The following is a 21,719-nucleotide window of genomic DNA, read 5'->3' as shown; positions in this document are numbered from 1 at the left end:
AGGCGTGGTCAGTACATGCGGCCGGGGTTGAAGATCCCTGCAGGATCGAAGGATTGCTTCAGCCGTTCGTGGATTTTCGCCACGGCCGGCGCCAGCGGATGGAATACGCCGACGCTCTTGTCCGCGCCGTGGAACAGCGTGGCATGGCCGCCGGCGGCCGCCACGGCGCCGCGGATGCCGGCCGCCTGTGCGGCGTCGCATTCGTCCATCCTCAGCCAGCGCTGCGCCCCGCCCCACTCGATCAGCTGTTCGCCGCGCAGGATGATGGCGCTGGCCGCCGATGGCAGCGACAGGCGCCACAATGCGCCGTCGCTGGCGCCGCTGCTAAAATATGCATGCGATTGATCGCGCAGCGCGGCCCAGAACGCCGGGCCGTCGTCAAGCGCCTGGCCGCCAAGCTTGCGCAGCGCCGCGTCCACCGCCGCCTCCGCGCCGGACAGGCGCAGCGACAGCACGTCCCGGTGCCAGCAGCTCGCGGATATCGGCAGCGGCTGGCCGGCCCATTCGTTCAGCCGGCGCAGCGCGTCGATCTCGCTCATCTCGAAGCACAGGCTGGCCTCGCGCACCGGCACCGGCAGCACCTTGAGCGACACCTCCAGTATCAGGCCCAGCGTGCCCAGCGACCCTGCCAGCAAACGCGAGACATCGTAGCCGGCCACGTTCTTCATCACCTGGCCGCCGAAGCGCAGCGCCTCACCGTGGCCGTCCATCAGCACCGCGCCCAGCACGAAGTCGCGCACCGCTCCGGCGCTGGCGCGGCGCGGGCCTGACAGCGCGCTGGCCACCACGCCGCCGATGGTCGATTCCGCGCCGAGACGCGGCGGCTCGAAGGCCAGCATCTGGTTGTGCTGCGCCAGCAGCGCCTCGATTTCCGCCAGCGGCGTGCCGCAGCGCGCGGTGATCACCAGTTCCGTCGGCTCGTAGGCGACGATGCCGGCGTACGCGCGCGTATCGAATACTTCGCCTTGCAGCGACTGGCCGTACCAGTCCTTGGTGCCGCCGCCGCGCAGGCGCAATGGTTGGCCGGCCGCCGTCGCGGCGCGTATGCGCACGCTGAAGTCTTGGGCGATGGAGTGCATATCGGTGGTCAGGTTGTTCGTCATGCTGCTCCGTTCAGTAACGCGGCAAATGGGAGAACGGCAGCATGCCGCCGCTGACGCGCATCTTGCCGAATTCGGCACAGCGGTTCAGCGTGGGAATGGCCTTGTCGGGATTGAGCAGCCCCGCCGTATCGAAGGCGCGCTTCACCGAGAAGAACGCTTCCAGCTCGGCCGGCGCAAACTGCGCGCACATGGAATTGATCTTCTCGATGCCCACGCCATGCTCGCCGGTGATGGTGCCGCCCACTTCCACGCACAGCGCCAGGATCTCGGCGCCGAACGCCTCGGCGCGCTCGAACTCGTCGGGAATGTTCGCGTTGAACAGTATCAGCGGATGCAGGTTGCCGTCCCCCGCGTGGAACACGTTGGCGCAGCGCAGGCCGTATTTGGTCTCCATCTGCGCGATCCCCTCCAGCACCTGGCCCAGGCGCTTGCGCGGGATGGTGCCGTCCATGCAGTAGTAGTCGGGCGAGATGCGGCCGGCCGCCGGGAAGGCGTTCTTGCGGCCCGACCAGAACTTCAAGCGCTCCGCCTCCGATTGCGACACCGCGATCGCGCTGGCGCCGGCCGTGTTGAGCACCGCCGACATGCGGGCGATTTCCTCTTCCACCTCCTCGACGGTGCCATCGGCCTCGCACAGCAGGATGGCGGCGGCGTCGGTATCGTAGCCGGCCTTGACGAACGGTTCGACCATGCGCGACGAGGTCTGGTCCATCATCTCCAGCCCGGCCGGGATGATGCCGGCGGCGATCAGCGCGGCCACCGCGTGGCAGCCCGCCACCACTTCGTCGAACGACGCCATGATCACGCGCGCGGTGGCCGGCTTGGGCACCAGCTTGACCGTCACTTCGGTGACGATGCCCAGCATGCCCTCGGAGCCGATGAACACCGACAGCAGGTCCAGTCCCGGCGCGTCGAGCGCCTCGCTGCCCAGCTCCACCACGTCGCCGTCGATGGTGACCACGCGCACGCGCAGCACGTTGTGCACGGTCAGCCCGTATTTGAGGCAATGTACGCCGCCCGAGTTCTCCGCCACGTTGCCGCCGATGGTGCAGGCGATCTGCGACGACGGATCGGGCGCGTAGTACAGGCCGTGCTGTGCCGCCGCTTCCGAGATCGCCAGGTTGCGCACGCCGGGTTGCACCACGGCGCTGCGGGAGTAGGCGTCCATGCGCACGATGCGGTTCAGGCGCGCGGTCGACAGCACCACGCCGTCGGCGATCGGCATCGCGCCGCCGGACAGGCCGGTGCCGGCGCCGCGCGGCACGATGGGCACGTTCAGCTCGCGGCACACCTTCAGCACCGCGACGATCTGCGCCTCGGTATCGGGCAGCACCACGATCATCGGCAGCTGGCGGTAGGCGGCCAGGCCATCGCATTCGTAGGGGCGGGTATCCTCGGGATCGGACAGCACGCAGCGCTCCGGCAGCGCCTCGCGCAGGGCCTCGGCAACCTGTAGTCGGCGCGCGGTGACGGTGGCGGGAGCGGCGGGGGCAGTGTTCATGGAGGGCGTTTTTGGGCGGCGTATGGTCGAGAGTCGATTGTAAGCACAAAACCCGGCGCCGCCTAATACAGGCTGTTGTGCATAGCACCACAGCGCCTGCGGCGACGGCTCTTACGTTAAAATGTCGTTAATACAAGAATTTTTTGAGGCTGTACAATAATTTTTTACCGTAGAAAAATAAAACCCATGCTGTTCTCCACTCCCGGTCACAACCACATCCGCTACCTGTGCATCGTGCTGCAGATCGTGCTGCAGGTCTTCCTGGTGGTCCAGGTATCGTTCTTCATTCTCGCCTGGATGGTCCCCATGCCGTTCGAGCTGCTGTGGTGGGTGATGCAGGTTCTGCCAGACGGCATGAGCGTGGCCGACATGCAGCGGCTGTCTTCGCTGTATCGGCTGCTGGGCGTACTCATCGGCCTGCTGCCGCTGAGCTTTCTGGTGTTCGGCGTGATCCGGCTGCGGCAGACGCTGCGCGAATTGCAGCGCGGCGCCATCTTCGCCACCCGCACCATCGGCTACATGCGGGCGTTTGCCGGCGCAGTGTTCGCGTCGGTCACGCTGTCGAGTCTGGAACCGGCGCTGCGCGCCATCGTGTTCAACCTGGTTTCCAACACCCGCGCCTTCCGCATCGGCTTCGACGTCACCTCCAACGAGGTGCTGTTGCTGCTGGTGTGCGGGCTGTTCTACCTGATCGCCGCCATCATGCACGAAGGCCGCCGCCTGGGCGAAGAAAACGAAGGCTTCATCTGATGACCATCATCGTCAACCTGGATGTGATGCTGGCCAAGCGCAAGATCAAGTCGAAGGAGCTGGCGGCCTTCATCGGCATCACCGAACAGAACCTGTCGCTGCTCAAGTCCGGCAAGGTGCGCGGCATCCGTTTCACCACGCTCAACAAGATCTGCGAGCGGCTGGCCTGCCAGCCGTCCGACATCCTCGAATGGCGCCCGGACGAAGGCGCCCCAGCCGACGACGCCGGCGGCGACGACTTCTAAACTTCCCCTTCCACCTGGCCTGCACGCCGCCGATGCGCTCTTGCGCAGGCGGCGGCGCGCCCCTCGCATTCGATATAACAAAAAAACAACGCTTAAAAATATCGTAAAACAATAACAAATTACTGATTGACACAAAAATATGATCGATTTACTATTTATTCCAGCTGAACCGGGAACTATGCTGCAGTGTCGATCTCACAGCTACCTTGATAACCACCCACATGGAGTTTTAAATGGAAAACATCGAAATCACCCAAGTAGAATTCGTCGTCGAAGAACTGGAAGCCCGCTTCGAAATGGAAGCCGTGCCTAGCGTTCCAGCACCGGACTGGACCTACACCTGCTCGGTGTCCGACAAGTAATACCGAGCTGGAAACGGGAGTCGCACGCCTCGCTCCCGTTTCTCTTCCCGCATCGTCCATCCCTCCCCATTCCGCACTCCCCCATGGCCGCCATACCCACGCTCAAAGAAGGCATCCGGATCTCGCCGTACCGCGAAGCGGGCGCCGCACAACGCTTCCTGCTGGAGCTGGACAACCGCCATTTCCTGATTACCGCCAAGTCGCGCGCACTGATCGAAGCGCTGCTGACGGCGCCGGCCACGCCCGACCAGCTGGAGCGCCAATACCTGCAACGCAGCGGCGCCGCGCTGCCGGCCGACGAACTGATCGCGCTGGCCGCCGCCACGCTGCCCGCCGCGCTGTTCAGCGACGCCGCCCCGGCCGCGCGCGGCAATCCCTTCACCATCAGCATCGACTTGCTGTCGCCGTGGTACGCCGGCCTGCTGACCGGCCGCCTGGCGTGGCTGTTCAAGCCGTCGCTGGCATGGAGCCTGGTGGCCATCTTCGCCGTGCTGCACGGCTGCGTGCTGCCGGCCGCCATGCACGCCGCCCACGAGGGCTGGAGCGGCAGCGGCGGCACGCGCCTGGTGGCCCTGCTGCTGCTGAGCGGACTGATCCACGAGCTGGGCCACACGACGGCCTGCCGCTATTTCAATTGCCCGCACGGCGCCATCGGCTTCGGCCTGTACGTGATCTTTCCCGCCTGGTACGCCGACGTCAGCAAGGCCTGGCGCCTGCAGCGCCGGCAACGCGCGGTGGTCGATCTGGGCGGCGTGTATTTCCAGGCGCTGATGCTGATCGGCGTCGACCTGTATGCGCTGGCCAGCGGCAGCCCCGACGCGCTCAAGCTGATCTGGCTGGTCACCTTCACCATGCTGTTCACGCTCAACCCCGTGTTCAAGTTCGACGGCTATTGGCTGCTGTCCGACCTCAGCGGCCTGCACAACCTGCACCGCCAGGTGCGCCAGGCCAGCGCCGAAATGCTGATGCCGCTGTTCGGCCGCGCCAGGCCCGGCGCGCGTTCGCCGGTGCTGTACGCCTACGGCCTGCTGAGCGGCGCCTACATGCTGTATTTCGCCAGCTTCCTGGTGACCGAAGTGCGGCGGCTGGCCCGGACGCTGCCGGACGCGCTGGCCGACAGCCTGCAACAGCTGGGCGCGGCCGCCGGCGCGGCCCGGCTGGCGGACGCCGGCTGGTCCGCGTGGCGCCTGCTGGGCGATCTGCTGTGGCCACTGGTGATCGTCTCGGCCTGCGTCATGCTCGCCATGAAAACGCTGCGCGCGCTGGCGGGGCTGCGCAGCGCCGTCGTGCACGCCCGATTCGCCGCCTGACACCGCCACGGAGACGCCGCCATGTTCCTTCGCTTCCCCCACCTCGCCGCCCTGTTGCGCCGGCCGCCGGCAGCCTCCTATGCGGCGCGCCTGCAGCACCAGCGCGCCGAGGCCAACACCACCCGCCTCGCCGCCAAGGGCTTGCAACATGCGCTGGCCCTGGGCAACGACGAGGCGATGCGCGTCGCCGGCGCCGCGCAGGCGGCCTACCGCCAGCTGTGCGCGCAGAGCTCGCCCGGCAGCGCGCCGCAGGCGCTGCTGCGCACGCTGAGCGACCGCCTGGCACAACACTCCTGCCTGCTGGCCCTGCCGTACAGCCTGCCCGGACTGCGGCTGCTGCGCCAGCTGGCCGCGTCCGGCCTGCGCATCGTCGTCGTCACCACGCCGGTGGTGGAGCAGGTGCTGGCCGAGATCGGACTGCCCGCCGACAGGCTGGCCAGCGTCGGCACCAACCATGTGGTGCGGATGATCAAGGCCGGCACGCCGCAGCCGACGCTGTACATCTCCTTCCCGGAGCTGCACGCCGGCAGCGACGGCACCCGCACCTGGGTCAGCTTTAACGGCATGCGCCACGCCGTGTCGCTGCTGGAACCCTTGCTGTGTTGCCTGGGGCTGGAGGCGCTGTACACGCTGACTCCGGCCGAAGAGCCCGAACTGACGATATTGCGGCTGACGCCGCTGAAGCCGCGCGACGCCAGCCTGACCATCAGCTCCGTCACCAGCTGGCTGACGCTGCATCTGCAAGCGGCCGCCAGCGCGCTGCCGGCGCAGACGCTGTCCTGGTCCCAGTTGTACCGCGCCAGCGCGCCCTACCTGCAAGTCGAACGCGACGACCAGCTCAAGCAGCTGAACGCCTACATCGACGCCTGGCACCGCCACGGCAACGGCCTGGACGGCGGCGCCTGCGCGGCGGCGCGCGCACGCCTGGCCGCCTGGGCCGCCCAACCTGTCGCGCCCGCGCACCACGGCGCCGGCCTGCCGTCGCGAGGATAACCATGCCGTCAATGACCGAACTGCTGCTGCACCTGCGCCTGCGCCTGGCGCGCGCGCAATTGGAACTGTCCAGCCTGGTCGAGCGCGACGGCCGCCGCCAGTTCGCGCAGGCCGTCGGCATCGCGCTACCCGAACTGTCCGCAGCCGAGCTGGACCGCCTATACTTGCGCTACCGCCTGTCGATGCGCAATTTCCACCTGATCAAAACCCACCTGGCCGGGCTGGATGCGGCGCGGCTTGAATCGTTCGTCGCGCGCCATGTGCGCATCGAGGGTGGCGTCTGCCTCGATCAGCTCAAGCGGGACGACAAGCCGGTCATCTTCGTCACGCCGCACTACGGCACCTTCCAGCTCGGCTGCCTGAAGCTGATCCAGGAAATCGGCCGCCACAAGACCGTCAACGCGTTCTACAACCCGCCGTCGGTCAGCAGCAGTTCCAGCGGTTTCGAGGAACTGTTCCAGCGCCTGGGCTATGGCTTCAACGCGCTGTTCAACGACGACAGCGCCGTGCTCAAGGCCTTGCGCGTGCTGCGCCGGGGCGAAGCGCTGACCATGATGCCGGACGTGTTCGACATCAGCGGCCATTCGCTGTACGTGCCGTTCTTTAACAGGCTGGTACCGGCGATGGCCGGCACCAGCCTGTTCGCGCTGAAGAGCAACGCCACCGTCATCGTCGGCCACAGCTGCCCCGGCGATGGGCTGGACACGACGGTACGGCTGGGTACGCCGTTGGCGGTGCAGCGCAGCGGCGACCTCGATGCCGACATCGCCGCGTTGACCGCCGCCATTTTCCGCGAGATCGAGGCGCAGATACGGCGCGCGCCGCAGCACTGGGTGTATTTGCCGGGCAGCGGCGAACTGCTGCAGCGGCGGCTGCGCGTGGACAACGGCTCGCCGCAGCAATGGCTGGAGCAACTGCGGTCGGCCGCGCCGGCCTTCAGCAATGCGATCCCTGAATTCCCCCAACTGTTGCAGGACCTGGCGCCACCGGCCCTGGCCGCAATGCAATGATCAACCGGAGAAGCCTGATGATCCACCCGATCCCGGCCGCGCTGTTGGCCTGCCTGTGCCTGAGCGCGGGCGCCGCCGAACGCGAACTGGCCGACTACCAGACACTGCTGAAAATCACCCACCTGGACAAGGTGTACGAGTTTCCCGCCGAGCAGCGCGACAAGCTGGTCATCCGCGGCAACATGAAGCCGCGCAACGCCACCATCCGGCCCGAGGAAGTGCGCCTGTTCCTCGTCGACGGCGGCGAGACCACGCGCCTGCCCGTCAGCGCCGACGGCGGCTTCGACCTGAAGTCCGATCCGCGCTGGCTCAAGGCCAACCCGATGATCTACACCAGCCTGGCGGCCGACGAGAAGTCGGCGTTTTCCTTCAGCGCCCGGCCGACGCTGCCCGACGGACTGCGCTTCAGCTACGCCAGCCTGATGACCAGCGTGCGCCAGATGAACGCCATGATGCGCGCCGGCGCCGGACCGATGCGCTTCTTCATGCCGACCTTCAGCGGCGTCGAGCTGCAGTTCCCCGCCACCGCCGCGCCGACGCTGGAGCTGCAGACCCGCGACGGCGTGCGCCAGTTGCGCGCCGACGCGCAATCGCGCATCCGGCTCAAGCTGGACGAAGCGCTGCTGGCCGCCAATGCGCAAATCCTGCTGTCGGCACGTCCGCTGGCGGCCGACTTCCTGACCGACTGAGGCCGCGCACGCCATGCAACGGTCGACCGCCACGGCAGGGATCAGACACTGGCTCAAACACCGCGGCCTGCGGGCGCTGCGCTCGCCGCTGGCGCGCATCGCGCTGGCCTGGTGCGTCGTGAGCCTGCCCGCGTTCGGGCTGGCCTCCCTGCTGAGACAGGATGCGTCACCGTTGTCCCAGCTGCTGCGTCCGCTACTGGTGACGGCGCTGTCGCTGGCCGCCTACTGCGGCTATGTACGCCTAGTCGAACGGCGCCGTCCGGGCGAGCTGGCGGTGGCGGGCGCCTGGACCGAAAGCGGCGCCGGACTGCTGATCGGTGCGCTGGCGTTCGGCCTGGTGATGACGATACTGGCCGCCTCCGGCGCCTACCAGGTCGAAGGCCACAACCGCTGGGCCGAGCTGGCGCTGAACGTGCCGCGCTTCGTACAGGGCGCGGTGACCGAGGAGATTTTGTTTCGCGCCATCCTGTTCCGCATCCTGGAGCAGCGCTTCGGCAGCAGCGCCGCGCTGCTGGCGTCGGCGCTGCTGTTCGGCGCGCTCCATCTGAGCAATCCGGCCGCCACCCTGTTCAACGCTGCCGCGATTGCCATCGAAGCGGGTTTGATGCTGGCGGCCGCCTACATGCTGACCGGCCGGCTGTGGCTGTGCATCGCCATCCATTTCGCCTGGAATTTCGTGCAGGGACCGGTGTGCTCGGTGGCCGTGTCCGGCTATGCCCAGCAGGGCTTCCTGATCGGCAGGCTGGATGGGCCGGACTGGCTGACGGGCGGCAGCTTCGGCGCCGAAGCCTCGCTGGCCGCCGTGGCGGTGTGCACCGTGTCGGGACTGGTGTTGCTGACACTAGCGCGCGACGCCGGCCGCTTCGTGCCCGCCGGCAGGCGATAAGAAACACCGCAGCCGTCCGGGCTGCTCAGGGCCGCCGAAAACTGATCTAGAGTAGGCATAGCAACAATGAAGGAAATCGCATGGACCTCGCACTTTACGGCGTACCGACAATGACCGACCACATCGAGCAGAAACTGGCCCAGGTCAAGGAAGTCATTTTCGAGCAGATCGAAGCGCTGCCGGTGGCAATTGAATGGAGTTGCCCGACGCAGGAAGACTACTAAGCAGCACTTTTCGTTTAACTCCCGATGCTTTGCAAAGGCGCCCAAACGCCTTTGCTTTTTTTATGCAAAAATCCCGCACGATCATGGCATTGGCCAACATGCTGCGGCTGGGCATTCCGCGCCCCGCCGCCTATGCCCACATCCGCAAATGGCGCCGCTACCAGCAAAGCCTGCTGGCCAACGAACGCATGGACGCGCGCTACCGCCACCGAGGTCGAGTTCCGGACGCCAGCGTCTCGACGCTGTATATGTCCTGCCACTACGGCAGCTACCCGGTCCTGGTCAAGGCGCTGGCCGACGCATCGCCGGCGCGCAAGGTCTATTGCTGCATGAGCACGCAAAGCGACGAGCATGCGCAGATGTTGAACCGGCTGGCGCACCGGCACGGCTTCAGTATCCAGTTCATCCTCGGCGGCTTTCCACTGATTAAAGGCATACGCCGCGCGCAAGCCGAGCGGGCGCCGATTTTCGTGCTGATCGACCGTCCTTGGGGGAGCGGCTCGCCGGCAGACACCAGCCACGCCTTCCTCGATGGGAACATCCTGGCCAAACCCGCGCTGTTCACGCTGGCCGAGCGCATGCAACTGCCGCATCGCCTGCTGTTCGCCGATCCCGCGCCGGATGGCTGCGTGATCACCGATCTCGGCCCGTTGTCCCAGCGGGACTGCCTGCGCGCGCTGGAGCAGCGCGTGGCCGCACATCCCTACTACTTCGACCGCATGTTCGACCTGCACAAGTTTTTCTGGAACGAACGACGGCACGACGCCTATCTGTTGTTCAAGGTGGAGGCCGGCCGCTACATCCTCGACGTCGACCGCCAGCGCAGTTTCGAGTTACCGGAACCGCTATACCGGCAGCTGGCGCAGGCCCGGCGCCGGCACGGCAATTTCGACGGAGTCGACGAACTGGCGCTCACCGGCCAGAGCGCAATATTCGGCCTGCGCCACCCGCGGCACGCCTGGTAGCGCAAAAACTGCTGACACGGCGGGCCGCCTTGGCGTATGCTTCGAACCCATCAGACAATCAGCTTATTCGGAGCGGCAGATGGCATACAATTTTGAGCAGGCTTGGCTACTGGCGCTGGAAGAGCGTCTTGGCGTGACGGCGCAGATCGCCGAAGTGGCGCTGGCAAACCGTCCGCGCATGCTGGTCTATTATTTCCCGGATTTCCCGGCGCAGGGCATGCTGACGGCGGTGACGGCCGGGCTGTCCAACGCCAACCACCCGAGCTGGGTCAACGGCCGGCCGGAACTGAGCTTCACGCTGAAAACCACCGACAGCGGCTGGGGCAGCGCGGCCGCCTATATCGCGCAGTCATTCTACGGCGACAGCCCGTTCCACTACCAGGCTTCGTTCAAGCTCGACGCGCCGATGTCCAAGGACAGCGCGATGAACGCCTGCTTCGTCTACAAGCCGCAGTTCATGAGCGACGAGCAGATCACCTTCGAGCTGCCCGACCGCACCATCCACCTGGCCGGCCTGTTTCCGATGTACGATGAGGAAGTCAGCATGTACGAAACCGTCGGCCTGCTGGAGTTCTGGAACACCCCGGGCTTCGATTGCTACGACCCGCGCCGCGCCAGCCTGGCGGCCAAATAACTACTGAGGAATCAAACATGGGCAACCGACTCTCCAAAATCGCCACCCGCACCGGCGACGGCGGCACCACCGGTCTGGGCGACGGCAGCCGCACCGACAAGGACAGCGTGCGTATCCACTCGATCGGCGAGGTGGACGAACTCAATTCGCACATCGGCCTGCTGCTGTGCGACGACATGCCGGCCGACCTGCGCGAAGAGCTGGTGACGATCCAGCACGACCTGTTCGACCTGGGCGGCGAGTTGTGCATCCCCGGCTACCAGATGATCACCGAGGCGCACGTCGAGCGCCTGGACACGCTGCTGGCCAAGTACAACGCCACCTTGCCGGCGCTGACGGAGTTCATCCTGCCGGCCGGCTCGCGCGCGGCCTCGCAGGCGCACATATGCCGCACCGTGTGCCGCCGCGCCGAACGCGCCATCGTCACGCTGGGCAAGACCGAGACCATCCACGAGCATCCGCGCCAGTATGTGAATCGCCTGTCGGATCTGATGTTTGTGCTGTCGCGCGTGTTGAACCGCTACGCCGGCGGCAGCGACGTGCTGTGGCAGCACGAGCGCAAGCGCGGCTAAGACACTACGGTTTGAACAACTGCTCCATCCCCTTCGCCATGCTGAGGCGCGAGGCGCTGGCCGGATAAGCGCCGGCCACCAGCGCCGCCTGGTCGCCCATGGCCAGCTTGCGATAGAAGCTGACCATCTCGCCGGCCGGCCAGCCGGCGCGATGCGCCAGCACCATGCCCAGTTGATCGGCCTCGGATTCCTGCAGGCTTGAAAGTTTGGACAGCCGTATCTGCAGCGACAGGTCGCTGTCCAGGCGCTCCATCACCACCTCCAGCGGCGGCATCGGCTGACGGTTCAGGAATAGCGCTTCCGACAAGGTTTCTCGATGATGCTCGGCCACCGCGTGGGCGACTTCGTGTCCCAGTAACGTGGCCAGCTCGCCGTCGCTCAGCGCCAGCTGGCGCACGAAGGCGCTGCCGACCAGGATCTTGCCGCCCGCCATGCAGATGGCGTCGACTTCCGGATCGCTGGTGGTATGGAACTCCCACTGCCATGCCGCCGCTTCCGGCTTGAGCGCCACGGCGGCCCGTATCAAGCCGGCGCCTATGGTCTGCAAGCGCGCCAGCAAGGCGCGGTCGTCGTCCAGGCGCCCGGAAGCCGCCAGTTCGACCACGCGATCGATATAACGGTCCTCCACCTTGCTGGCCACCTCCTCGGCGCTGAAAATCAGCTCCTGCGCCCGGCCTGATTCCGGCACCTGCGCACCGGCGCCGGCGTGCGCCAAACATGCGGCCATCAAGCCGACGACGATCAGTTTCATCATGCCTCCCCGGCGCGATCTGATATAAACGGTTTATATCAATATACGCCATGCTCCGCCGGGGACAAGGACTTACGTCAATTGTGTTGCGTAACCGGGAAGGTGAGCGATCTCAGCCGCAAGATGGTCGAGCAGCAGGCGCGCGCGCAGCGGCTGGTAGCGGCGCGACGGCGACAGCAGATGCAGCGGCTGAGGCCGCCCTTGCCATTCCGGCAGCACGCGCACCAGCGTGCCGCTGCCGAGCAGGTCTTGCACCAGCCACAGCGGGCACAAGCCGATGCCGCCGCCGGCCACCAGGCTTTCGCGGATCGCCAGTGCGCTGTTGACGCGGTAACGGCCGTGCGTGTGGACGGTTTCCACTTGTTCGCCGCGCTGCAGCGTGAGCAGATCGCCGTCGGCCAGCCAGGCGAAACGGATGTAGTCGAAGCGCGCCAGATCCCGCGGCTGCAGCGGTTCGCCATGCGCGCGCAGGTACTCTGGCGCCGCCACCAGTTGCCGCGGCGACACCCCGGCCAGCCGCGCCACCGCGTCGGGCGGCAGCTCATGCCCTTGGCGCACGGCAATGTCGACGCCATCCTTGACCAGGTCGACCATCCGGTCGTCGAGTATCAGCTCGATCTCGACCTGCGGGTAGCGCGCCATGAACGGCGCCAGCAAGGCGTTCAGGCGGAACTGCCCGAACGCGGAGGGCGCGTTGACCCGCACCAGCCCTGCCGGCGTGTCGGTCTGGCCGCGCGCATCGGCCACCGCTTCCTGATACGCGGCCAGCACGCCCAGCGCGCGCTGGTAGAAGCGGCTGCCTTGCGGCGTCGGCTGCAGGCTGGTGGTGCTGCGTTCCAGCAGGCGCACGCCCAGTTCGCGTTCCAGCGCGGCCATCAGCTTGCTGACGGTGGGCTGGCTCGTGCCCTCCTCGCGCGCCACGGCGGACAAACTGCCCAGCTCGACGGCCCGCACAAAACAACGCAGTGAACGGATGGTATCCATGGCACCCTCATTCCATATTTGAATAAAGTATAGTCAGTTTTGCCGCCTTCCGCGCAATTCAGGAATAACCTATCGTGAGCTTCTCACTTTTCAGGAGCGCATCATGAACAAATTCCTCGCCGCTGCCGTGCTGGCGGCATCACTCACCGCGCCGCTGCATGCGGCGGAAAACTGGGTCGCCAGCTGGCAGGCCAGCCCGCACGCCGCCTGGCGCAGCGGTGATTTTGTGCTGCCGACCGGCATCCCCGACAGCCTGGCGCAGCAAACCGTGCGCGAAACGGCGCGCATCAGCGTGGGCGGCCGGCGCGTGCGCATCGTGCTGTCCAACCGCTACGGCAGCCAGCCGCTGGTGGTCGGCGAGGCGCATGTGGCGCGCGCCGCCGGGGCGGGCGGCGGCATCGCGCCGGGTACCGATCAGGTGCTGACCTTCGGCGGCCAGCGCGGCACCGTCATTCCCGCCGGCGCGCCCGCAGTCAGCGACGCGCTGGAGATGCCATTGGCGGCATTGGAAAAACTGGCCGTCAGCGTCTACCTGCCGCAGAAAACGCCGCTGGCCACCTTCCATTGGGGCGCGCAGCAGACCGGCCATATCGCCGCCGGCAACGTCGCCTCAGCCGCCGCACTGCCCGGTGCGACGCCGCTGCACGGCCGCGCCCTGCTGGCGGGGATCTGGGTCGATGCGGAGATGCCTGCGCGCGCGGTGGTCGCATTCGGCGACTCCATCACCGACGGCAATGGCTCGACGCCCGACAGCGACCGGCGCTGGCCCGACCAACTTGCGGGACGCCTCGGCGCCGGCGGCGTGGCGGTGGTCAATGCAGGCATCTCCGGCGCGCGCCTGCTGGGCGACCGCATGGGCGCCAATGCCGCCGCGCGCTTCGAGCAGGACGTGCTGGCGCAGCCGGGCGTGCATACGGCGGTGGTGCTAATGGGGATTAACGATATCGGCTGGCCGCAAAGCGCGTTCGCGCCGCAGGAGGCGCCGATGACGGCGGCGCGCATGATCGCCGCGTACCGGCAGCTGATCGCGCAGGCGCACGCGCGCGGCGTGCGCATCGTCGGCGGCACGCTGCTGCCGTTCGAAGGCGCGCTGCAAGACACGCCCTTCAACGCCTACTACACGCCCGCCAAGGACGCGGTGCGCGGCGAGGTCAATCGGTGGATCAGGGAAAGCGGGGAGTTTGACGAGGTGGCCGATTTCGACGCGCTGCTGCGCGACCCGGACCACCCGTCGCGCATGCAGCCGCGCTACGACAGCGGCGACCACCTGCATCCCGGCGATGCCGGATATGCGGCGATCGCCCGCAGCATCAGCCGTTATTGACGACCAGGCGCGGCTCGCCGCCTGCAAAGCGCTGTTTGATCGAGGCGGTGATGCCGGCTGCGTCCAGGCCCACGCTGCTCAGCAGCTTGGCCGGGTCGCCGTGGTCGATGAACTTGTCCGGCAGGCCCAGCATCAGCAGCGGCTTGACGATGCCTTCGGCGGCCATCGCCTCGGCAACCGCCGAACCGGCGCCGCCCATGATGGATCCCTCTTCCACCGTCACCAGGTAATCATGGTCGGCCGCCAGCTTCTTGACCAGCTCGACATCCAGCGGCTTGACGAAGCGCATGTTGGCGACCGTGGCGTCCAGCGCATCGCCGGCGGCGACCGACGGTGCGACCATCGAGCCGAACGCCAGGATCGCGATCTTCTGGCCCTTGCGCTTGATTTCGCCCTTGCCGATTTCCAGCGTGGTCAACTCCGGCTTGATCGCCGCGCCGATGCCGGCACCGCGCGGATAGCGGATCGCCGCCGGACCGTTGTACTGGTAGCCGGTGGTCAGCATCTGGCGGCATTCGTTTTCGTCCGACGCCGCCATCACCACCATGTTCGGGATGCAGCGCAGGTAGGCCATGTCGTAGTTGCCGGCGTGGGTGGCGCCGTCGGCGCCGACCAGGCCCGCGCGGTCCAGCGCGAACGTCACGTCCAGGTTTTGCAGCGCCACGTCGTGGATCAGCTGGTCGTAGCCGCGCTGCAGGAAGGTGGAGTAGATCGCCACCACCGGCTTCAGGTTCTCGCAGGCCAGGCCGGCGCCGAAGGTCACCGCGTGCTGCTCGGCGATGCCGACGTCGAAGTAGCGGTCCGGATATTCCTGCTCGAAGCGCACCATGCCCGAACCTTCGCGCATCGCCGGCGTGATGCCGACCAGCTTCTTGTCGGCGGCGGCCATGTCGCACAGCCAGTTGCCGAATACTTCGGTGTAGGTGATCTTGCCCGGCGCGGCGGCCGGCTTGATGCCCTCGGCCGGATTGAATTTCGGCGTGCCGTGGTACAGGATAGGCTCGGCCTCGGCCAGCTTGTAGCCCTGGCCCTTTTTGGTCACCACGTGCAGGAACTGCGGCCCCTTGAGCTGCTTGATGTTCTGCAGCGTGGGGATCAGCGATTCCAGGTCGTGGCCGTCGATGGGGCCGATGTAGTTGAAGCCGAACTCCTCGAACATCGTGGCCGGAACCACCATGCCCTTCGCGTGTTCTTCCAGCCGCTTGGCCAGTTCCAGCACGGGGCCGGGCAGCACCGACTTGCCGACGTTCTTGGCGGCGGCGTAGAACTGTCCCGACATCAGGCGCGCCAGATAGCGGTTCAAGGCGCCGACCGGCGGCGAGATCGACATGTCGTTGTCGTTCAGGATCACCAGCAGGTTCAGATCTTCCTGCACGCCGGCGTTGTTCAGCGCCTCAAACGCCATGCCGGCGGTCATCGAGCCGTCGCCGATGACGGCGATGGCGTGGCGGTGCTCGCCCTTGATCTTGGCCGCCTGCGCCATGCCCAGCGCAGCCGAGATCGAGGTCGACGAGTGGGCCGTGCCGAAGGTGTCGTATTCGCTTTCGTCGCGCTTGGGGAAGCCGGAGATGCCGTTCAGCTGGCGCAAGGTGTGCATGCGGTCGCGGCGGCCGGTCAGGATCTTGTGCGAATAGGTCTGGTGGCCGACGTCCCAGACGATGCGGTCGTGCGGCGTGTTGAACACGTAGTGCAGCGCCACCGTCAGCTCGACGGTGCCGAGGTTGGACGACAGGTGGCCGCCGGTCTTCGACACGGAATCGAGCAGGTAGCTGCGCAGTTCGTGCGCCAGCGGCGTCAGCTGGGTGCGCGTCAGCTTGCGCACGTCGGCTGGGGTATGTATGTTTTCGAGCAAGTTCATTTATGCCTTCCGCTGCACGATCAAATCCGCGAGTTCGCGTAACCGCAGAGCTTTTTCTCCAAACGGCGCGAGCGCTGCGTGCGCGTCGAGCCGCAATTTTTCCGCCAGCGCGCGCGACGGCTCCAGACCCAGGATCGAGACGTAGGTCGGCTTGTTGTCGGCGGCGTCCTTGCCGGCGGTCTTGCCCAATGTGGCCGAATCGGCCGTCGCGTCGAGCACGTCGTCCACCACCTGGAACGCCAGGCCGATGGCGCGCGCATACACGTTCAGCGCGGCGAGTTCATTGTCGTCCAAATCCTTGCCGGCCAGCGCGCCCAATACCACCGAGGCGCGCAGCAAGGCGCCCGTCTTCAGTTGGTGCATCTGCTCCAGCTGCTCCAATGTCAGGCTGAGGCCGACGCTGTCCAGGTCGATCGCCTGGCCGCCGCACATGCCGGCCGAGCCGGAGGCGTGCGCCAGCAGGCGCAGCATCGCCACCTGGCGCGCGGCGGGAATGCTGGCCGCTTCCGACAGCACCAGGAAGGCCTGCGACTGCAGCGCGTCGCCGACCAGCAGCGCGGCCGCCTCGTCGTAAGCCACGTGCACCGTCGGCTTGCCGCGGCGCAGTTCGTCGTCGTCCATGCAAGGCATGTCGTCGTGCACCAGCGAGTAGGCGTGGATCATTTCGACCGCCGCCGCCGCGCGGCTCAGCGTGGCCGCGTCGGCGCCGAACAGCGCGCCGGCCGCATACACCAGCAGCGGACGCACGCGCTTGCCGCCGCCCAACAGCGCATAGCGCATGGCCGCGTGCAGCTTGGTCGGCACCGCCGTGGCGGCGGGAAGAAAACCGGATAAATCGTTTTCGGATGCCGCCTGGACGGTCTTCATCCAATCGTCGAAGGCGCCGCTCATTGTTCGGCCTCGCCGGCTTCCGCGAACGGCTTGAGCATGTCGCCGTCCAGCACCTTGACCTGGGATTCCACTTTTTCCAGCTGGGCGGCGCAGAACTTCACCAGCTCGGAACCGCGCGCATAGGCGGCCACCGAGGCTTCCAGCGGCAGCTGTCCTGCCTCCATTTGCGCAACCAGCTGGGCCAGCTCCGCCATCGCTTCTTCGAACGAGACGGGGACGGCGGCGGTCGCGTCGGCAGTTAATTTCTTAGACATAGTCACTCAGGTTTCAAGGCAAAAACACGTGCCAGCGCAGTGTAGCCCGTTATTTTAGAACAAACCACCTCATCCGGTGGAACTATAGCCTCCCGCTGGCGGGGCAATCCATGGATTTTATCGCAATCGTCGCCATATGCCGTACCAGCATGCAATTTTCACAAGATTTTGCACGAAAAACGAGCACAGCAGTCCGCTGGAGAGGGGTAAAAGGCGGTATAATCTCCGGTTCTGTCCGAAATACCATTTTCAACAACTTTGAATTCAGGTCTTTACGGATTCTGTCTCTTCTTGGTTTGATGTATATATTAAGGGGGGTTGGGATGTCCGATCTGGGTACCCACGCCAAGCTGGCGCGTCCACACGCGCAACTTCCGGTTGACGTCTACTTTGACGAAGCGCTACTGCAGCGTGAAATGCAGCAATTATTCCAGTCCGGTCCGCGCTACGTCGGGCACGAACTGATGGTGCCGAACGTCGGCGACTTCGCGACCCTCGTTTCCGAAAACGAAGGGCGTATGCTGGTGCGCAACGCAAACGGGCTGGAGCTGCTATCCAACGTCTGCCGCCACCGCCAGGCGCTGATGTTCAACGGCCGTGGCAACGCCAACAACATCGTCTGCCCGCTGCACCGCTGGACCTACGACCTCAAGGGCGAACTGATCGGCGCACCGCACTTCCCGGAAACGCCCTGCCTGAACCTGCCGAAGACCAGGCTGCAAAGCTGGAACGGCCTGCTGTTCGAGCAGAACGGCTACAACGTCATGGAAAAGCTCAATGAGCTGTCGGTGACCAGGGACCTGGATTTCTCCGGCTATATGTTCGACCACGTCGAAGTGCAGACCTGCAATTACAACTGGAAGACCTTCATTGAAGTCTACCTGGAGGACTACCACGTCGAGCCCTTCCATCCGGGCCTCGGCGGCTTCGTCAGCTGCGACGACTTGCGCTGGGAATTCGGCCAGGACTACAGCGTGCAGACGGTGGGCGTCAACCGCGGCCTGCAGAAATCCGGCTCGGAGATCTACAAGCGCTGGCAGGAGCAGGTGCTCAAGTTCCGTGGCGGCGAACCGCCGCCGTACGGCGCGATCTGGCTGACCTTGTATCCGAACATCATGGTCGAATGGTATCCGCACGTGCTGATCGTCTCGACCCTGTGGCCGGACGGCCCGCAGCGCACCAAGAACGTGGTCGAGTTCTACTACCCCGAGGAGATCGTGCTGTTCGAGCGCGAGTTCATCGAGGCCGAGCGCGCGGCCTACATGGAAACCTGCGCCGAGGACGACGAGATCGCCCTGCGCATGGATGCCGGCCGCAAGATCCTGATGCAGCGCGGCACCAGCGACGCCGGCCCCTACCAGTCGCCGATGGAAGACGGCATGCAGCACTTCCACGAGTGGTATCGAGCCAATATCGACTTATAGGATTTTCGATGCAATCACTTTGGATGTTGTTTGCCAGTTTCATGTTCGCCGCGATGGGGGTGTGCGTGAAGCTGGCCTCGCAAGAGTTTTCAACCTCCGAACTGGTTGTGTATCGCGGAATAGTCGGCATCATCGTGCTGGCCGTCGCGATCCGCGCCCAAGGCGGATCGTTCCGCACCACCATGCCGTATGCCCACCTGTGGCGCGGCGTGGTCGGCGTGGTGTCGCTGTGGCTGTGGTTCTATTCGATCGGCAAGCTGCCGCTGGCCACCGCCATGACGCTCAACTACATGGCGCCGATCTGGATCGCCGTCTGGCTGTTCGCGATGGGTTGGTGGCATGCCAAGAACCAGGTCAGGTGGCCGCTGCTGGCGGCGGTGGCGATGAGCTTTGTCGGCGTCACCCTGCTGCTGCAGCCGGCCTTCCAGGCCAACTTGCTGGCTCCCGCCCTGCTCGCGCTGTCTTCCAGCGTGCTGTCGGCGATGGCCTATCTGCAGGTGCGCAAGTTGGGCCTGGCCGGCGAGCCGGAGAACCGCGTGGTGTTCTATTTCGCCATCATGAACCTGGTCGCCGGTGTCGCCGGCAATTACGTGTTCGCCGGCGCCGGCGGCGCCGTGTGGCACTCGATCGCCAGCGTGCACGGCGCCTTGCTGATGCTGGGCATCGGCATTTGCGCCACCAGCGCGCAGATCGCGATGACGCGCGCCTATCGCCTCGGCAACACGCTGGTGGTGGCCAACCTGCAATACACCGGCATCGTGTTTTCCAGCGTCTGGGGCGTGCTGGTGTTCGGCGACGTGTTCAGCTGGCACAGCTGGCTGGGCATCTCCATCATCCTGCTGTCCGGCGTGGCCGCAACGTTCTACAATACGCGCAACACCGAACGCGGTAAGGCGATAGCCAGTACCGACCCGATAGCCAGCGAAGTATAAGGAGCACGCATGCACACCACCCTGATCAGCGCCGCCGACCTGTCCCAGCATCTGACCGATGACAACTGGGTGATCCTCGATTGCCGCCACGACTTGATGAATCCGAACGCGGGCCGCGACGGCTTTGCCATCGGCCACATCCAGGGTGCGCAGTTCGCCAACCTCGATACCGACCTGGCGGGCGCCAAGACCGGCCCGGACGGCAAGTTCCGCGGCCGCCATCCGCTGCCGGCGCGCTCCGCGCTGATCGAGACGCTGCGCGGCTGGGGCATCAGCGACGATACGCAAGTGGTGGCCTACGACGCGCACGGCGGCATGTTCGCCGCGCGCCTGTGGTGGCTGTTGCGCTGGGTCGGCCATCCGGCGGTGGCGGTGCTGGACGGCGGCCTGGCCGCGTGGCAGTCGCAGGGGCTGGGCATGGTGACGCTGGCCCAGCGCCGCACGCCGGGCACCATCAGCGACAAGCCGTCGCTGGTGAAGACGGTGTCGGTGGACGAGGTGGTGGCCAATCTGGCCACGCAGGAACGTACGGTGGTCGACGCGCGCGCGGCCGACCGCTATCGCGGCGAGAACGAGACCATCGATCCGGTCGGCGGCCATATTCCGGGCGCCAAGAACCGCTTCTTCAAGGATAACCTGGGCGCCGACGGCCGCTTCAAGGACGCCGCGCAGCTGAAAGAGGAATTCGCCCCGCTGTTCGCCAGCGCGCCGCAAGCGATCATGCAATGCGGCTCGGGCGCGACGGCCTGCCACAACCTGCTGGCCCTGGAAGTAGCCGGCCTGCCCGGCGCCGCGCTGTATCCCGGCTCCTGGAGCGAATGGTGCGCCGATCCCGCCCGCCCGGTGGCGACCGGAGCCTAAAGTACTTTTACGCGGACCTGCCGAACCCACCGCGTCACGGTTATACCGCCCTTTCCCAAGCGGTATTCAATCGCGTGACCAGTCTTGGGAATAGGAAATCGGCGCCAACCGGCAGTCTACCCGGCGCGCCGCTTCCGCTTTGCATGACGGTCCAATAAACTTCTTATATGCGCCATTACTTCTTCGTTAGGAAGGGTCATGCCCGCTGCGATTTCGGCCTCCGCCTCCAGATCTGCCTGAATACCCTCTTCGACGTCATCGAAGCCGTAGAGCCAGACATCAGGCCACAGGTACTCGGCGGTCACTTCGGCCAACTCCGCCAAGCGTTCAAGACGGGCACGGTCGGCGGTGGAGAGGGCCGCTAGCGCTTCAGCTTGCTTTTTTTGTCTGGAGTTCATCCAGCTATGATACTCCCGGCCGCGCCCGCGGCAAGCGCGGGGGATTGAGCGGCCACAAGCCTTAGTGGCCGTGCGTCAGGAACAGGACGATGGCGACACCGGCGGCGATCAGCAGCACTTGCGGCACTGATTCGCGCATCGTCGCGCGGCGCTGCATTTGCGGCATCAGGTCGCTGACGGCGATGTAGATGAAACCCGACGACGCGAACACCAGCACGTACGGTATCAGGCTGCTGGCGCGGTCCAGCGTGTAGTAGCCGAGCAGCCCGCCGACGATCGCCATCAGGCTGCACAGCAGGTTGTAGACATAGGCGCGCGTGCGCGAAAAGCCGGCGTTCAGCAGCACGATGAAGTCGCCGATCTCCTGCGGAATCTCGTGGGCGATGATGGCCAGCCCCGTCACCAGGCCCAGCTCCGGATTGGCCAGGAAGGCCGCCGCGATCAGGATGCCGTCGGTGAAGTTGTGCATGCCGTCGCCGACCAGAATCATCCAGCCGGCCTTGCCCGCCTCGTGCTTGTCGTGGCCGTGATGGTGGTGGTGGCCGTCGCCCTCGTGATGGTGCGAATGGCGCAGGATCGCCAGCTTCTCCAGCAGGAAGAACGCCAGCAGCCCGCCCAGCAGCGTGGCGAACAGGCTGCGCGCGCTGGCCTGCGACTCGAACGCCTCCGGCAAGGCGTGCAGCAGCGACGTCGACAACATGATGCCCACCGACAGGCTGACCATACGCTCCACCACCTTCGACAGCAGCGTAAACGAGAACACGGCGGCAGCACTGATGCTGACGACGCCGGCGACCG

At 66.0% G+C, this 21,719-nt stretch carries 25 protein-coding genes; 16 read left to right on the top strand and 9 right to left on the bottom strand.

From position 1 onward, the window contains the following. Nucleotides 1-8 precede the first annotated feature (8 nt). Both glcE and ACSQ3S_RS06425 read right to left on the bottom strand, forming a co-directional pair. Nucleotides 9-1,103, bottom strand: a complete 1,095-nt coding sequence (glcE, locus tag ACSQ3S_RS06430; protein ID WP_436141896.1) for a glycolate oxidase subunit GlcE — start codon at nt 1,101-1,103, stop codon at nt 9-11. Between the two features lie 10 nt (nt 1,104-1,113). After that, nucleotides 1,114-2,604, bottom strand: a complete 1,491-nt coding sequence (locus ACSQ3S_RS06425; RefSeq protein WP_436141895.1) for an FAD-linked oxidase C-terminal domain-containing protein — start codon at nt 2,602-2,604, stop codon at nt 1,114-1,116. A 186-nt stretch (nt 2,605-2,790) separates the two neighbouring features. Here ACSQ3S_RS06425 and ACSQ3S_RS06420 point away from each other — a divergent pair, with 186 nt between their 5' ends. The 12 genes from ACSQ3S_RS06420 (at nt 2,791) to ACSQ3S_RS06365 (ending at nt 11,244) form a co-directional block, all read left to right on the top strand. Further along, nucleotides 2,791-3,354 carry a hypothetical protein gene (locus tag ACSQ3S_RS06420; protein WP_176654730.1) on the top strand — a complete coding sequence of 188 codons (564 nt, stop codon included), beginning with the start codon at nt 2,791-2,793 and terminating at the stop codon, nt 3,352-3,354. Further along, nucleotides 3,354-3,599, top strand: a complete 246-nt coding sequence (locus ACSQ3S_RS06415; protein WP_436141894.1) for a helix-turn-helix domain-containing protein — start codon at nt 3,354-3,356, stop codon at nt 3,597-3,599. The genes ACSQ3S_RS06420 and ACSQ3S_RS06415 overlap by 1 nt, the downstream gene beginning before the upstream one ends. Nucleotides 3,600-3,832: 233 nt before the next feature. Next, nucleotides 3,833-3,961: a hypothetical protein gene (locus tag ACSQ3S_RS06410; protein ID WP_353399589.1), complete on the top strand. Its 129-nt coding sequence runs from the start codon at nt 3,833-3,835 to the stop codon at nt 3,959-3,961. A gap of 83 nt (nt 3,962-4,044) precedes the next feature. Beyond that, nucleotides 4,045-5,271: a hypothetical protein gene (locus tag ACSQ3S_RS06405; RefSeq protein WP_436141893.1), complete on the top strand. Its 1,227-nt coding sequence runs from the start codon at nt 4,045-4,047 to the stop codon at nt 5,269-5,271. 21 nt (nt 5,272-5,292) lie between these two features. After that, on the top strand, nt 5,293-6,264 hold the full coding sequence (locus ACSQ3S_RS06400; protein ID WP_436141892.1) for a hypothetical protein: 972 nt from the start codon (nt 5,293-5,295) through the stop codon (nt 6,262-6,264). 2 nt (nt 6,265-6,266) lie between these two features. Then, entirely contained in the window at nt 6,267-7,274 is a 1,008-nt protein-coding gene (locus ACSQ3S_RS06395) for a lysophospholipid acyltransferase family protein (protein WP_436141891.1), read from the top strand. A 17-nt stretch (nt 7,275-7,291) separates the two neighbouring features. Beyond that, nucleotides 7,292-7,963, top strand: coding sequence for a DUF2987 domain-containing protein (locus ACSQ3S_RS06390; protein WP_176654735.1), 672 nt, complete (start codon nt 7,292-7,294; stop codon nt 7,961-7,963). A 13-nt stretch (nt 7,964-7,976) separates the two neighbouring features. Further along, nucleotides 7,977-8,849: a CPBP family intramembrane glutamic endopeptidase gene (locus ACSQ3S_RS06385; RefSeq protein WP_436141890.1), complete on the top strand. Its 873-nt coding sequence runs from the start codon at nt 7,977-7,979 to the stop codon at nt 8,847-8,849. Between the two features lie 80 nt (nt 8,850-8,929). Continuing rightward, complete coding sequence (locus ACSQ3S_RS06380) at nt 8,930-9,073, top strand: hypothetical protein (RefSeq protein WP_353399578.1); 144 nt, start codon at nt 8,930-8,932, stop codon at nt 9,071-9,073. A 62-nt stretch (nt 9,074-9,135) separates the two neighbouring features. After that, the gene (locus tag ACSQ3S_RS06375; protein WP_413447070.1) at nt 9,136-10,038 is read left to right on the top strand and encodes a hypothetical protein; all 903 of its coding nucleotides are present in this window, start codon (nt 9,136-9,138) and stop codon (nt 10,036-10,038) included. A gap of 79 nt (nt 10,039-10,117) precedes the next feature. Further along, on the top strand, nt 10,118-10,672 hold the full coding sequence (locus ACSQ3S_RS06370) for a hypothetical protein (RefSeq protein ID WP_413447071.1): 555 nt from the start codon (nt 10,118-10,120) through the stop codon (nt 10,670-10,672). Nucleotides 10,673-10,689: 17 nt separating this feature from the next. Next, nucleotides 10,690-11,244: a cob(I)yrinic acid a,c-diamide adenosyltransferase gene (locus tag ACSQ3S_RS06365; RefSeq protein ID WP_413447072.1), complete on the top strand. Its 555-nt coding sequence runs from the start codon at nt 10,690-10,692 to the stop codon at nt 11,242-11,244. A 4-nt stretch (nt 11,245-11,248) separates the two neighbouring features. Here the strand turns inward: ACSQ3S_RS06365 and ACSQ3S_RS06360 are convergent, their stop codons facing one another. Beyond that, nucleotides 11,249-11,998, bottom strand: a complete 750-nt coding sequence (locus ACSQ3S_RS06360) for a M48 family metalloprotease (protein ID WP_353399570.1) — start codon at nt 11,996-11,998, stop codon at nt 11,249-11,251. 69 nt (nt 11,999-12,067) lie between these two features. After that, a complete protein-coding gene (locus tag ACSQ3S_RS06355; RefSeq protein ID WP_436141889.1) occupies nt 12,068-12,979 on the bottom strand; it encodes a LysR substrate-binding domain-containing protein in 912 nt (303 codons plus the stop codon). 103 nt (nt 12,980-13,082) lie between these two features. Between ACSQ3S_RS06355 and ACSQ3S_RS06350 the strand changes: the two genes are divergently transcribed. Next, nucleotides 13,083-14,303, top strand: a complete 1,221-nt coding sequence (locus ACSQ3S_RS06350) for an SGNH/GDSL hydrolase family protein (protein WP_436141888.1) — start codon at nt 13,083-13,085, stop codon at nt 14,301-14,303. Here the strand turns inward: ACSQ3S_RS06350 and dxs are convergent. Genes dxs through ACSQ3S_RS06335 form a run of 3 tightly spaced genes read right to left on the bottom strand, consistent with a single transcriptional unit; the run spans nt 14,290 to nt 17,306 of the window. Continuing rightward, nucleotides 14,290-16,161, bottom strand: a complete 1,872-nt coding sequence (gene dxs / locus ACSQ3S_RS06345) for a 1-deoxy-D-xylulose-5-phosphate synthase (protein WP_436141887.1) — start codon at nt 16,159-16,161, stop codon at nt 14,290-14,292. The genes ACSQ3S_RS06350 and dxs overlap by 14 nt on opposite strands. After that, nucleotides 16,162-17,052 carry a polyprenyl synthetase family protein gene (locus ACSQ3S_RS06340; RefSeq protein ID WP_436141886.1) on the bottom strand — a complete coding sequence of 297 codons (891 nt, stop codon included), beginning with the start codon at nt 17,050-17,052 and terminating at the stop codon, nt 16,162-16,164. It abuts the gene before it with no gap. After that, a complete protein-coding gene (locus ACSQ3S_RS06335) occupies nt 17,049-17,306 on the bottom strand; it encodes an exodeoxyribonuclease VII small subunit (protein WP_176654745.1) in 258 nt (85 codons plus the stop codon). Before ACSQ3S_RS06335 ends, ACSQ3S_RS06340 begins: the two co-directional genes overlap by 4 nt. 323 nt (nt 17,307-17,629) lie before the next feature. Here ACSQ3S_RS06335 and ACSQ3S_RS06330 point away from each other — a divergent pair, with 323 nt between their 5' ends. From ACSQ3S_RS06330 to ACSQ3S_RS06320, 3 genes are read left to right on the top strand one after another with little or no spacing between them, the layout of a single operon-like run. Continuing rightward, nucleotides 17,630-18,730 carry an aromatic ring-hydroxylating oxygenase subunit alpha gene (locus ACSQ3S_RS06330; RefSeq protein ID WP_176654746.1) on the top strand — a complete coding sequence of 367 codons (1,101 nt, stop codon included), beginning with the start codon at nt 17,630-17,632 and terminating at the stop codon, nt 18,728-18,730. An 8-nt stretch (nt 18,731-18,738) separates the two neighbouring features. Further along, the gene (locus tag ACSQ3S_RS06325; RefSeq protein ID WP_176654747.1) at nt 18,739-19,662 is read left to right on the top strand and encodes a DMT family transporter; all 924 of its coding nucleotides are present in this window, start codon (nt 18,739-18,741) and stop codon (nt 19,660-19,662) included. 9 nt (nt 19,663-19,671) lie between these two features. After that, nucleotides 19,672-20,523, top strand: a complete 852-nt coding sequence (locus ACSQ3S_RS06320) for a sulfurtransferase (RefSeq protein WP_353399558.1) — start codon at nt 19,672-19,674, stop codon at nt 20,521-20,523. Nucleotides 20,524-20,639: 116 nt separating this feature from the next. Here the strand turns inward: ACSQ3S_RS06320 and ACSQ3S_RS06315 are convergent, their stop codons facing one another. Beyond that, entirely contained in the window at nt 20,640-20,921 is a 282-nt protein-coding gene (locus ACSQ3S_RS06315; RefSeq protein ID WP_436141885.1) for a hypothetical protein, read from the bottom strand. 61 nt (nt 20,922-20,982) lie between these two features. Further along, complete coding sequence (locus ACSQ3S_RS06310; protein ID WP_176654749.1) at nt 20,983-21,684, bottom strand: ZIP family metal transporter; 702 nt, start codon at nt 21,682-21,684, stop codon at nt 20,983-20,985. Nucleotides 21,685-21,719: the final 35 nt, after the last annotated feature.

This window comes from Duganella sp. LjRoot269 (assembly GCF_964254095.1).
In the GTDB taxonomy this organism is placed as follows: Bacteria; Pseudomonadota; Gammaproteobacteria; order Burkholderiales; family Burkholderiaceae_D; genus Rugamonas; species Rugamonas hordei.
This window is presented reverse-complemented; position numbering and strand designations above follow the sequence as displayed.

Excerpts from the sequence above, each read along its gene's own strand:
- glcE (WP_436141896.1), bottom strand. The coding sequence starts at position 1,103 with ATGACGAACAACCTGACCACCGATATGCACTCCATCGCCCAAGACTTC.
- ACSQ3S_RS06425 (WP_436141895.1), bottom strand. The coding sequence starts at position 2,604 with ATGAACACTGCCCCCGCCGCTCCCGCCACCGTCACCGCGCGCCGACTA.
- ACSQ3S_RS06420 (WP_176654730.1), top strand. The coding sequence starts at position 2,791 with ATGCTGTTCTCCACTCCCGGTCACAACCACATCCGCTACCTGTGCATC.
- ACSQ3S_RS06415 (WP_436141894.1), top strand. The coding sequence starts at position 3,354 with ATGACCATCATCGTCAACCTGGATGTGATGCTGGCCAAGCGCAAGATC.
- ACSQ3S_RS06410 (WP_353399589.1), top strand. The coding sequence starts at position 3,833 with ATGGAAAACATCGAAATCACCCAAGTAGAATTCGTCGTCGAAGAACTG.
- ACSQ3S_RS06405 (WP_436141893.1), top strand. The coding sequence starts at position 4,045 with ATGGCCGCCATACCCACGCTCAAAGAAGGCATCCGGATCTCGCCGTAC.
- ACSQ3S_RS06400 (WP_436141892.1), top strand. The coding sequence starts at position 5,293 with ATGTTCCTTCGCTTCCCCCACCTCGCCGCCCTGTTGCGCCGGCCGCCG.
- ACSQ3S_RS06395 (WP_436141891.1), top strand. The coding sequence starts at position 6,267 with ATGCCGTCAATGACCGAACTGCTGCTGCACCTGCGCCTGCGCCTGGCG.
- ACSQ3S_RS06390 (WP_176654735.1), top strand. The coding sequence starts at position 7,292 with ATGATCCACCCGATCCCGGCCGCGCTGTTGGCCTGCCTGTGCCTGAGC.
- ACSQ3S_RS06385 (WP_436141890.1), top strand. The coding sequence starts at position 7,977 with ATGCAACGGTCGACCGCCACGGCAGGGATCAGACACTGGCTCAAACAC.
- ACSQ3S_RS06380 (WP_353399578.1), top strand. The coding sequence starts at position 8,930 with ATGGACCTCGCACTTTACGGCGTACCGACAATGACCGACCACATCGAG.
- ACSQ3S_RS06375 (WP_413447070.1), top strand. The coding sequence starts at position 9,136 with ATGCAAAAATCCCGCACGATCATGGCATTGGCCAACATGCTGCGGCTG.
- ACSQ3S_RS06370 (WP_413447071.1), top strand. The coding sequence starts at position 10,118 with ATGGCATACAATTTTGAGCAGGCTTGGCTACTGGCGCTGGAAGAGCGT.
- ACSQ3S_RS06365 (WP_413447072.1), top strand. The coding sequence starts at position 10,690 with ATGGGCAACCGACTCTCCAAAATCGCCACCCGCACCGGCGACGGCGGC.
- ACSQ3S_RS06360 (WP_353399570.1), bottom strand. The coding sequence starts at position 11,998 with ATGATGAAACTGATCGTCGTCGGCTTGATGGCCGCATGTTTGGCGCAC.
- ACSQ3S_RS06355 (WP_436141889.1), bottom strand. The coding sequence starts at position 12,979 with ATGGATACCATCCGTTCACTGCGTTGTTTTGTGCGGGCCGTCGAGCTG.
- ACSQ3S_RS06350 (WP_436141888.1), top strand. The coding sequence starts at position 13,083 with ATGAACAAATTCCTCGCCGCTGCCGTGCTGGCGGCATCACTCACCGCG.
- dxs (WP_436141887.1), bottom strand. The coding sequence starts at position 16,161 with ATGAACTTGCTCGAAAACATACATACCCCAGCCGACGTGCGCAAGCTG.
- ACSQ3S_RS06340 (WP_436141886.1), bottom strand. The coding sequence starts at position 17,052 with ATGAGCGGCGCCTTCGACGATTGGATGAAGACCGTCCAGGCGGCATCC.
- ACSQ3S_RS06335 (WP_176654745.1), bottom strand. The coding sequence starts at position 17,306 with ATGTCTAAGAAATTAACTGCCGACGCGACCGCCGCCGTCCCCGTCTCG.
- ACSQ3S_RS06330 (WP_176654746.1), top strand. The coding sequence starts at position 17,630 with ATGTCCGATCTGGGTACCCACGCCAAGCTGGCGCGTCCACACGCGCAA.
- ACSQ3S_RS06325 (WP_176654747.1), top strand. The coding sequence starts at position 18,739 with ATGCAATCACTTTGGATGTTGTTTGCCAGTTTCATGTTCGCCGCGATG.
- ACSQ3S_RS06320 (WP_353399558.1), top strand. The coding sequence starts at position 19,672 with ATGCACACCACCCTGATCAGCGCCGCCGACCTGTCCCAGCATCTGACC.
- ACSQ3S_RS06315 (WP_436141885.1), bottom strand. The coding sequence starts at position 20,921 with ATGAACTCCAGACAAAAAAAGCAAGCTGAAGCGCTAGCGGCCCTCTCC.